Source organism: Paenibacillus qinlingensis (assembly GCF_013204845.1).
In the GTDB taxonomy this organism is placed as follows: Bacteria; Bacillota; Bacilli; order Paenibacillales; family NBRC-103111; genus Paenibacillus_E; species Paenibacillus_E qinlingensis.
Map to the genome: position 1 here is coordinate 25135 of NZ_JABMKY010000041.1, position 10699 is coordinate 35833.

Genomic DNA, 10699 nt, shown 5'->3' on the forward strand with positions numbered 1-10699 from the left:
GGGGAGCGCAGCTCCCTCTTTTTTTGAGCACTTATCTGTTGCGGGGTAAGAGAAGCTTACCCTTCTTTCGTTGGAATAGGTATTAGTCCGATTTTCCCGAACTAAAACAAGAATTCCACCCGAAAAAGACCAATTAGTCAGATTCTGCCGAACTATTTAACCATTTTTCTTGGGTGGAGGGAGTTTGTGGCGGTTTAGTTCGGCGATTTCGGACTAATCCAGAATGGATGGCGCTGACGGTAAGTTTAGTTCGATGATTTCGAACTAACGCGCGCCGGTGGCCGTGCGTGGGGTAGTTGTTTGACCGCGCACAACTCTCTCTTCCATTTCCAGCTCCCCCTCTTTCAAAAATGCAAAAATACAACCTTTTCCACTGATTTATGGTCAAAATTGATAAATACGTGCAAATAAGCAACCTTTTCACGGTATTTTAGGAAAATCGCCTAAAATCACTCCAAATTGATGCCTATTTGCATCAATTTCTAAAAATCGAGGAGAAAACCATTCGAAAAGTGCTCTTTTGCATTTCTGTCAGGGTTAGAGTGCTTGAAGACGTGAGAATTCTCCAGAAAATCAACAATCTTACTCCAACAGGCACTACATCTGTCCCCTCTACTCCTTAGCTACTCACCACTCCACATTCCCCTAAGCCAGCACCCGACCCCGCATTCCCCTAAGCCAGCACCCCACTCCATATTCCCCTAAGCCAGCACCCGACTCCGCATTCCCCTACGCCAGCACCCCACTCCACATTCCCCTAAGCCATCACCCGACCCCGCATTCATCTAAGCCATCACCCCACTCCACATTCACCTAAGCCATCACGCTACTCGACACTCATCTACGCCATCACCTCGCTCCACATTCCCTTAAGCCATCCCCCACTCCACTGTTCTCACATTCTTCTCTTTATTCTCACAACTCCTTTTGGAGGGGAGGAGGGGGAGTGGATCGGGATGGCGAGGCAAAGAGCAATGTTTGTTGTCCGGTTAAGTCAGGTAAGCGGGTGGCATTGCGAGCGCCTCCTTCCCCCATCCCCTAAAACTACAATCTCGTACAAATCGCATGGAATGTAGTAGACTAAGATAAACTAAACTACGCAATGACGATTAGGGGGAGACCATGCAAAAGAAATGGTTTTACCGATTACTATTTTCATATGTACCTTTTTTCTTCTTTATCGTGTTGGTCTTGATGATGGTGTTCTATTACAAATGGAATGTCGAAACGAGAGAGCGCATTCAGAATACGAACGAGGTGTTCGCTTCGCATGTCATGAATGTCGTGGATTCCTCTTTTCAAACGATTGAGAACTTTGTTATCCAACAAATGCTCACCGATGAATGGATCAAAGACTACTTTAGCAGTAATGAACCAACGTCGCCGTATACCGCTTACGAAATTTCGCAGAGGCTAAATAATATCAAGACGTTGTTTCCATTTGCCGGCGATGTGTACATCTATAAGAAATCAAATAATGAAGTGATTACGGATAACTCCATTTTTAAAATCGACCAATTTGCTGATGCTTCCTTTGTGGAAGCTGCTTTTCGGGGTGAAGCGGGCGTTCAATGGACAACGCCTCGTTCGTATAATCAATTCATCGGGGAGGCACGTTCAGATCAGGTGCTTTCTCTTGTCAAAAAAGTGCCCATTACATCATCGGTTCCCAATGGCGTCGTAGTCATTAATATTAAACTGGGATCGCTGATTGGCATGCTGCAATCCATTAAAGCGAATGCTGCAGATTCCATTGAGATGATGAGCAGTGAGGATAAACCATTCAAAGAACCTGGAGTGGAATCGGATGTTGAACCGACTGCATGGGGAATTAGCACCATTGCGTCATCTTATACGGGTTGGAAACTCGCGGTTAAGGTACCTAAGCTGGAGCAAGGCAGTTTATTAGCTGTATTTTTTGGTGTATGGACACTGCCGATGTTTGGTGCGATCTTACTTAGCATTATGTTCTTAATGTATATTACCCATCGCAATTATAAGCCGATTGAAGAGATTATGATTCGGATTGATCGTTATGCGTTGAAACGGAGTCTGTCTATGGGGAAGAAGTCTGAACATGACGAGTTTCAGTTTATTACCTCAGCCCTGGATAATTTAGTTGAGAAATCCAATCAATATGAACTACGGCATCAAGAGGATCTATCCATCCGCAAAAAATATTGGTTTTATGAACTGTTAGAAGGTAATTTCTCTCTTAATCAAGCCGAGTGGGAGACTGAAGCAGCGCAATTAGAGCTACCTCAGAGTTTTCATTCCACGCTTGTGATGATTATTGAAATCGATAACTACCAAGAATTCCAAACCAAATACTCAAGCAGGGATCAGTCCCTATTTAAGTTTGTTATTCATGGTGTGCTGCAAGAAATTGCCCAGAGCCAGGAACTAACAGTATGGTTCGAATGGAAAGAGGCGGATCAATTATGCGCCATTCTCTATGTAAAGGCTGAACAAGACTACCCATCAATCGAGCCTCTAGCACAATTAATCAAAAATTGGGTTTCCACCAATTTGAAATTTACAATATCCATCTATGTGGGGACCAACGGGAATGATGCAGAGGAAATTAGCCATTCCTATCAAGATGCGCTGAAGGCAGGACAGTTCAGGACGCTTCGCGGCTATAACAACGTCTACTATGCGACAGAAACGCAATCACACCTACAGAGAGATATCTATCACCAACTGCAATCCGTTCGATCGTTAGTTAAAGCTGTACGAGCAGCAGAGGGGGAATGGCAGCGGATTTTTGAAGAACTGTTTCTGAGTATGAGAACAGAACTGCTTCCTCGGGAGAAGGTGCTGGATATCATTCACTATTTATTTTTTGCATTGGAAAAAGAAATGGAAGATCTGCCGCCAGAACTCGCCCGCAATTGGGTAGATCGGCTCAATGTTGAAGCGAGGACCACTTTGGTTGCAACGGATCTCATTGGAGATATCCAAGTAGGCTTACAAGATTTGCTGGGCTCCTTGGTCGAGTCCATCCAGGAATGGCAGCTAGCCAACGAGCACCATAACCGCATTGATGAAATTAAAGCGTATTTACTTCAAAATTATAGCAATCCAGATCTGTCCCTCAATTATTTGAGTGAGAAATTCGATCTTCCTTCACGGGTACTGAGCAAGCTATTTAAAGCGGAAACAGGTGAACGCTTCGTTGAATACCTGATCGATATTCGAATGACAGAAGCTAAGCGGTTGCTCATTCAGACGACCGAACCTGTGCAGTCGATTGGTGAACAAGTCGGTTATTTGCAGGTGATTTCCTTTATCCGTACCTTCAAAAAAGCCGAAGGCAGCACGCCAGGAGAGTACCGAAAGCAGCATTCTACCTAAGAATCCAGCGCATTTACCAAAATGTTAACTTGCGGAAATTGTTTATTCAGCTTCTCGCGAGACAAGCCGCCCCTTTGCAACTACTGGGGGCGGTTTTTGCATGTCCATTTACATAATTGTTTATGCTGCGAATAATGGAAATTGTGGCGATGGCGACCCTCCAAGTATAGTGAGGTTGTGTTCAGATCGAACCTGCAGGAGATTCTGACACAGACGCATCAAGGGGGTGAACCATATCGGCAGCGCAACTTGGAAACGCAACATTCCACTCTACCTCATGTTTACGCCGATTATCCTTTTCTTTATTGCTTTCAAATATGTACCGATGTTCGGTAGTATCATGGCGTTCAAACATTACAATTTCGGAGATGGTATTCTCCACAGTCCTTGGGTGGGACTTGAGAACTTCAAGGTTCTCTTTAGTACACCTGCTACGATTCAAATTATAAGGAATACACTTTTACTAAGTTTGATGTCAATTTTTATTGGGTTTCCTTTTCCGATTCTGCTAGCGATTATGTTAAATGAAGTTCGTTCCAAATGGTTTAAAAGTCTCGTGCAAACGCTCGTATTCCTACCCCATTTCTTCTCGTGGATCATTGTAGGCGGGATCATCGTTACTATTTTTTCGCAGCAAAGCGGTATGCTGAACAGTGTGTGGCAATATGTTTTCGGACACTCGTACGCGTTCTTGTATCATGAAGGCTCCTGGCTCTCTATTTTCGTAGGCTCTGGGATATGGAAAGAAGCTGGGTTCAGTGCCATTGTTTACTTAGCTGCATTAGGTAGTATTGATGGCAGTCTATATGAGGCTGCTGGATTAGATGGCGCTAGTAAATGGAAGCAGATCTGGCATGTAACCCTGCCTGGTATCAGCTCAACGGTGGTATTAATGTTTATACTGGCGATGGGGCGTGTCATGGAAGTAGGTTTCGATCAAATTTTTATGCTGCAAAACGCAACGGTTTCTAATGTATCCGAGGTCATTTCTACGTATGTTTACAAAATTGGCTTAATGGGCTCACAATTCAGTGTAACAGCAGCAATCGGGCTATTTGAGTCCTTGGTGAGCTTGATCCTCGTATTCATTACGAATCGAATTGCTCGTAAATTCGGCAATGGCCTGTGGTAGGGGGAGGACGACATGCAAACTTCATATGGTGAACGAACGTTAGTCGTCATTTTTTATGGCTTATTAACAATAGCAGCATTGGCGTGTTTATTTCCTTTGCTCCACATCATTTCGCTGTCGATTAGCGATACGCATGCGGTGGCCTCAGGCTGGGTAACCTTTTATCCAATTGGCTTCTCACTTGAATCCTATAAACAGCTGATGTCGGGCTCGCCAATTGTCAATTCATTTTTTAATAGTGTGCAAATCACAGGGGTTGGTGTTGTCTTGAGTATGGCTTTTACCATACTGGCGGCATATCCATTAACGCGTTCCTACTTTTACGGGAGAAAATGGTACTTGTTCGCGATCGTCTTTACAATGCTTTTCGGCGGCGGACTTATTCCAACTTATTTGACTCTAAAAGCATATGGACTCATGAACACCTATTGGGCTCTATGGCTGCCGGGGCTTGTCAGTACATTTAATCTTCTTGTACTCCGGTCTTTTATGGAGAACATACCGAGTGAGCTGGATGACGCTGCCCGGATGGACGGTTGTGGAGATTGGAAATACTTGACGCGGATTGTACTCCCGTTATCCTTGCCTGTACTTACGACACTTGCCTTATTTTACGGTGTGGGCTATTGGAACGCATTCTTCAATGTACTCATTTACATTAATGAAACGACGAAATATAACTTATCGGTTTTGGTTCAACAAATGATTCAAAGTCAAACGATGCTGGCGCAAATGAATAGCTCAGATGCGGCAGATCAAATTTTATTAACACCAGAAGAAGTCAACTCGGCTGCCATTATTGTCATGGTGCTTCCGATTATGATCATTTATCCACTGCTGCAAAGGCATTTTGTTAAGGGCGTCATGATTGGGGCTATTAAAGGATAAAACTCAGAAGAGGGGTAATGGAATATGAAAACTTGGAATCGGAAAATGGTAACACTCGTAACGTTAACAATGGCTTGTGGATGTTTATTGGTTGCCTGCTCGAAAGAAAGTGGCTCGGAATCGACTGCTGCACCAACGGGAACAACGACAGGAACCACTGCGCCTGCCAAAAAAGGCAACATCACTGTCACGCTCTATGATCGCGGCAATATTCCACAAGGCATGGGTACCATTGATAATAACAGATGGACCAAATGGGTAAGTGAAACAGGACCAACCGAAGCCAAGTTTGTGCCGATTCCTCGCGGAGAGTCCGTGCAGAAGTTGAACATTTTATTCGCATCTGGCAGCGCTCCTGACGTTATTCATGAATTCGATACCAATTTCAGAGACCAGCTTTATCAGCAGAAGCAGATCATGCCCGTTGACGATTTGATCCAGAAGTACAGCACAACGTATAAGGCGCTCTTGCAAAAGTACCCTGAACTGAAAAAAGCAGGCTCCAAATCAGATGGCAAGCAATACGAATTTGGCCGTGTGCAGAAGCTCGTTGGTTTCCAAGCGCTCTTTATTCGTGAAGATTGGTTGAAGAAGCTAGGCTTGAAAGCGCCTGAAACCGTGGAAGACCTATTCAAGGTCGCACAGGCGTTTGCGAATGATGATCCCGATGGCAACGGTAAAAAGGACACCTATGGCATCGCGCTAAGCGGAGAAACTGGCGGTGCGATCTCCACGATGTTCCAAGACGTGAGCTGGGTACTTCAGGATGGCAAGCTTGTTCATGATTGGGACAGAGCGAAAGCGGCAGTTACCTTTAAGAAGCAATTGTTTGACGCAGGCCTTACAGATAAGGATTTCTTAACGGATAAAAACGGTCAAAAAGCGGTTCAAGATTGGATTAACGGGAAGACGGGTATTTTCGTAGGACGTACCATTGACCCTGTGAATTACTCTACTTATTACGAGCCTTTGAAAAAGAATGTGCCGACCGCTGAGGTTTCGGCGATTAAGTTGCCGGCTTCAACTTATGGTCGTTTCGCAATAGGTGTCAATAACCCCGTTCAGATGACGACGGTTATTAATTCGAAAACGAAGGATCCACAGGCGGCAATGAAGTATATCGATTTCATGTCGGATAAAACGAGTGCTGAAATGCTTCGTTATGGAACACCTGAAGTGGATTCCGTCAAAAAAGCCAATGGCTGCTACGCGCCTAAGGACTTGCAGCTCTTTAACAAAGAGGTAGCTTGGAATACAGATTTCCAACTTCTGCTGCAGCAGATCGAGATCGAGCCTTGTGCAAGCGTAACAAGCCAGATGGATGCAAGTCAGCCGTTGCAGAAGGAATTCATCGAGCTGATTAAGCAAAATAATATCGCCAACTTGAGCGATGATGTAAAATATGCGCCAATTACGTATGGTGAACATATGCCAGCATTGCCGGAAGATCTCAAAATCGTGAATACGAATGTGAGCAAAATAACGGACTTCTACAACAAAGCTATTGTGTCAGGATCGACATACACGGTCGAGCAAGCATTTGCTGACGCCAAAGATTTGTGGACGAAGTCGGGTGGCACCAAATTAGAGGACTTTTATTTGAAATGGTACAACGAAAACAAAGATACCGCATTCCTGGCGAAGGACATGTGGAAATTCAAACAAAACTAATGCCCAAATCTGCGCCACTTTTCATTCACTCGTGAAAGGTGGTCAGCTTTATACAAAACGATGGGAGAGATCATCATGAAATTTGCTGACATGACAGCGGGAATACCCTATGCCAAGGACCCGGCCGTTGTTTCCTACAAGGGGAAATATTTCTTATATTACTCAAGAGGACCGTTCATAGATGGCCGTTGGGGAATTGGTGTAGCCGAGAGCACAGATTTAGATAATTGGACGAAGATTGGTGAAGTTCCGCTTGAGCAGCCTTGTGAAGCCAAAGGCATCTGTGCACCTGGCGCTATCGTACTAGAAGGCCGCGTGCACTTATTTTATCAAACGTATGGTAATTTTCCGAAGGATGCGATCTGTCATGCTGTATCGGAGGATGGGTTGACTTTCACCAAAAATGAGACGAACCCGATCTTCGCGCCGACAGGTGCGTGGAACAATGGCAGAGCGATTGACGCGGATGTGGTCGTTCACGACGAGAAGCTATTCCTCTACTTTGCGACAAGGGATCCGAAGGGTGAAATCCAAATGCAAGGTGTGGCAACAGCGCCGCTTCATTCGGATTACGGAAGGTCTGCATGGACGCAAGCTAGCACAGACACCATTCTGAAGCCAGAGCTAGCGTGGGAAGGTGCTTGCATTGAAGCTGCCGCCATGTGCAAACGTGAGGGCAAGCTCTATATGTTCTATGCAGGGGCTTATAATAATGCACCTCAGCAAATCGGGTGTGCGATCAGTGAGGACGGTATTCGATGGGAGCGACTATTTGCAGAGCCGCTATTGCCAAATGGGGAACCTGGCAGTTGGAATTCAAGCGAATCTGGACATCCTTTCCTTTTTGTAGATCAGGATGAGCGGACGTACTTATTTTATCAAGGGAACAATGACATGGGCAAAACGTGGTATCTCTCCAAGATAGAAATCGGTTGGGAGAATGGTTTGCCGTTTATTATTCAGCAGGAAAAAACGGGGGTTATGTAGTCATGCTGCAAACATTTGATTTAAAACGGGTTCGACTTACTGGTGGTCCATTGAAGGAAGCGATGGAGCTGAATCGCGCGTACTTACTTGAGCTCGAGCCGGATCGTATGCTTTCCAAGTTTCGAGAGTATGCAGGGCTGCCTACAAAAGCGCCGCATTACGAGGGATGGGAATCAAGAGGCATATCGGGCCACACCCTAGGGCATTACTTGTCTGCTTGTGCGATGATGGTTGCCGCTACGGGGGAGTCGACGTTTCAAGATCGCATAACTTATATTCTAAATGAGTTAAAAGCCTGTCAAGAAGCTCATGGCACTGGCTACGTATCGGGCATCCCGCGCGGTAAGGAGCTTTTCGAAGAGATCAAAGCCGGTGATATCCGCTCGCAAGGTTTTGATTTAAATGAGGGCTGGGTGCCGTTATATAATCTTCATAAATTGTTCGCAGGCTTGCGTGATGCCTATCGGTTGGCAGATCATGCACTAGCTTTGGAAATTGGCCAAGGTTTGGGGTATTGGTTGGCTCAGGTATTCGCAGGCTTAAATGAAGAACAGATGCAAGAAGTGTTGCGCTGCGAATTCGGGGGTATAGGTGAGGTGTTGGCTGATTTGGCAGTGGATTCAGGCGATGACGCTTTCTTGCTGCTATCTGAAAGGTTCCACCATAAGGAAATCCTAGATCCATTAGAAGAGGAAAAGGATGAGCTAATCGGCAAGCATGCGAACACGCAGATTCCGAAGATCGTTAGTGCTGCTAGACAATATGAACTCATTGGTAAGCAGAAATATCGTAAGATATCGGAATACTTTTGGCAACGCGTCGTTCATGACCATACGTATGTCATCGGTGGCAATAGCTTGCATGAGCATTTTGGTGAAGCGGGTCAACTAAGTAATCGTTTGGGTGCGTCAACCTGTGAAACCTGCAACTCCTACAATATGCTGAAACTCACGAAGCATTTATTTGGGTGGGAACCCCTGGCTGAACGAGCGGATTACTATGAACGCACACTGTATAACCATATCTTAGGTTCTCAGCATAAAGGTGACGGTAGCGTTTGCTACTATGTATCGCTCGAAATGGGCGGGCACAAAGATTTCCGTAATAAGTTCGATTTTTCCTGCTGTATCGGTTCGGGCATGGAGAACCATGCATCCTATGGCACCGGCATGTACTTCCACGAGGCGGATAATCTATATGTGGCTCAATATGCACCATCCATACTAGATTGGTCGGAAATGGGTGTTACGCTAGAGCAAGAAACGAATTTTCCGGAAGAGGGTATTATCCGTTTTCGCGTATCCTGTAAGCAATCCGTTTCTTTTACAATGAATCTTCGACAACCCGGTTGGGCAGAGGACGGAATGACGGTACGCATTAACAATGAGGTTGCTATAGAACATCATGTGCCATCAAGTTTTCTAGCCGTGTCCAGATTGTGGGAAGATGGCGATACGGTGGAACTAGTTCTTCCTATGAAGGTGAGAATGGAAGCGATGCCGGATAACTTGAATCGGGTAGCTTTTACGCACGGTCCTTTGGTATTAGCTGGAGACTTGGGACCATGGCCGTCAGATGAGGCTTCTGAGGAGCAAGGCTTGTTATATACCCCGGTATGGATTGGTGAACGGGATGAAATGGTATCTAAGCTTCAACCGGTAGGTGAGCAAGGGTTCCAAATGGTTGGCGTGGGTTATCCGCGTGATGTTAAGCTCTATCCATTTTATCAACTATATAATAGATGCTATAGCGTTTACTGGGACCTGTTCACAGAGGAAGAGTGGAAGCGGGAGGAAATTACTTATAAGCTCGAGCTGGAGAAGCTGCGGCTCCTTGAAGAACGTACGATAGATTTCGTCCAAACGGGAGAAATGCAACCAGAACGGGATCACGAATTTGCTGGCGAAGCGAGTCGGGTAGGCATGTTGGCTGGCCGAAAATACAGAGAAACATGGCTGGATGGGTGGTTCTCTTACCAAGTGTCTGTACAATCCGATACAGACGTGGATTTAGTTGTCATGTTCGACAAAGCGCAGGAGGCTGTTAATCGATACGACATCTTAGTCGGAGGGCATAAACTGCAAGAAGGAAGTATTGCCTCGGAAGAACGAAATACGTTTATTCAACGGAGTTATCGAATTCCTGCCGAGTGGAGTCATGGTCAGGAGAGTCTTACTGTCAAATTCGCAGCGCATAAAGCATGTAAGGTTTCTAAGGTATATGGAATACGAGTAGTGAAGCGCGTTTAGTTAAAGTGCTAGACCTGCAGCCCATGGCTGCAGGTCTTCTCATTATAGTAAGAATTTTGTGGGGTGTGTACATAGAAACAATTCAAAACAATCGCAATAGTGGGACTTTTTCAAAGGGGTTGTAATTGATTTCTAGACATGGTACATTAGTCCTCGTTGTTCTGAAGCAGGCAATCACAAGCGATACGAAGTGAACATGCTTTCTCGACAGACACCGATAGTAATGGAAAAAAAGAACTTGCAATGATGAAACGATCTGTGGTATATTACTTCTCGCTGCTTCGGTAACACGGTAGCGAACGAAAGAAATTGATCTTTGAAAACTGAACAACGAGTGAGTAAGCACAGTCGAGTAATCGACTATAAAAGAGATTGCAAAATCTCGCTAGCTTCAAATGAGCAAGTCATCTTTAAA

At 45.1% G+C, this 10699-nt stretch carries 6 protein-coding genes; all 6 read left to right on the top strand.

From position 1 onward, the window contains the following. The first annotated feature begins 1122 nt into the window (after positions 1–1122). Positions 1123–3357: an AraC family transcriptional regulator gene (locus tag HQN88_RS36430; protein WP_173121395.1), complete on the top strand. Its 2235-nt coding sequence runs from the start codon at positions 1123–1125 to the stop codon at positions 3355–3357. A gap of 277 nt (positions 3358–3634) precedes the next feature. Next, complete coding sequence (locus tag HQN88_RS36435) at positions 3635–4489, top strand: ABC transporter permease (protein ID WP_173121400.1); 855 nt, start codon at positions 3635–3637, stop codon at positions 4487–4489. Between the two features lie 12 nt (positions 4490–4501). Next, positions 4502–5377, top strand: coding sequence for a carbohydrate ABC transporter permease (locus tag HQN88_RS36440; protein ID WP_173121396.1), 876 nt, complete (start codon positions 4502–4504; stop codon positions 5375–5377). Positions 5378–5401: 24 nt separating this feature from the next. Then, complete coding sequence (locus tag HQN88_RS36445; RefSeq protein WP_246320645.1) at positions 5402–7048, top strand: type 2 periplasmic-binding domain-containing protein; 1647 nt, start codon at positions 5402–5404, stop codon at positions 7046–7048. Positions 7049–7123: 75 nt separating this feature from the next. Then, positions 7124–8035: a family 43 glycosylhydrolase gene (locus tag HQN88_RS36450; RefSeq protein WP_173121397.1), complete on the top strand. Its 912-nt coding sequence runs from the start codon at positions 7124–7126 to the stop codon at positions 8033–8035. Positions 8036–8037: 2 nt separating this feature from the next. Then, positions 8038–10284: a glycoside hydrolase family 127 protein gene (locus HQN88_RS36455; RefSeq protein ID WP_173121398.1), complete on the top strand. Its 2247-nt coding sequence runs from the start codon at positions 8038–8040 to the stop codon at positions 10282–10284. Positions 10285–10699 lie beyond the last annotated feature (415 nt).

Excerpts from the sequence above, each read along its gene's own strand:
- HQN88_RS36435 (WP_173121400.1), top strand. The coding sequence starts at position 3,635 with ATGTTTACGCCGATTATCCTTTTCTTTATTGCTTTCAAATATGTACCG.
- HQN88_RS36430 (WP_173121395.1), top strand. The coding sequence starts at position 1,123 with ATGCAAAAGAAATGGTTTTACCGATTACTATTTTCATATGTACCTTTT.
- HQN88_RS36440 (WP_173121396.1), top strand. The coding sequence starts at position 4,502 with ATGCAAACTTCATATGGTGAACGAACGTTAGTCGTCATTTTTTATGGC.
- HQN88_RS36450 (WP_173121397.1), top strand. The coding sequence starts at position 7,124 with ATGAAATTTGCTGACATGACAGCGGGAATACCCTATGCCAAGGACCCG.
- HQN88_RS36455 (WP_173121398.1), top strand. The coding sequence starts at position 8,038 with ATGCTGCAAACATTTGATTTAAAACGGGTTCGACTTACTGGTGGTCCA.
- HQN88_RS36445 (WP_246320645.1), top strand. The coding sequence starts at position 5,402 with ATGAAAACTTGGAATCGGAAAATGGTAACACTCGTAACGTTAACAATG.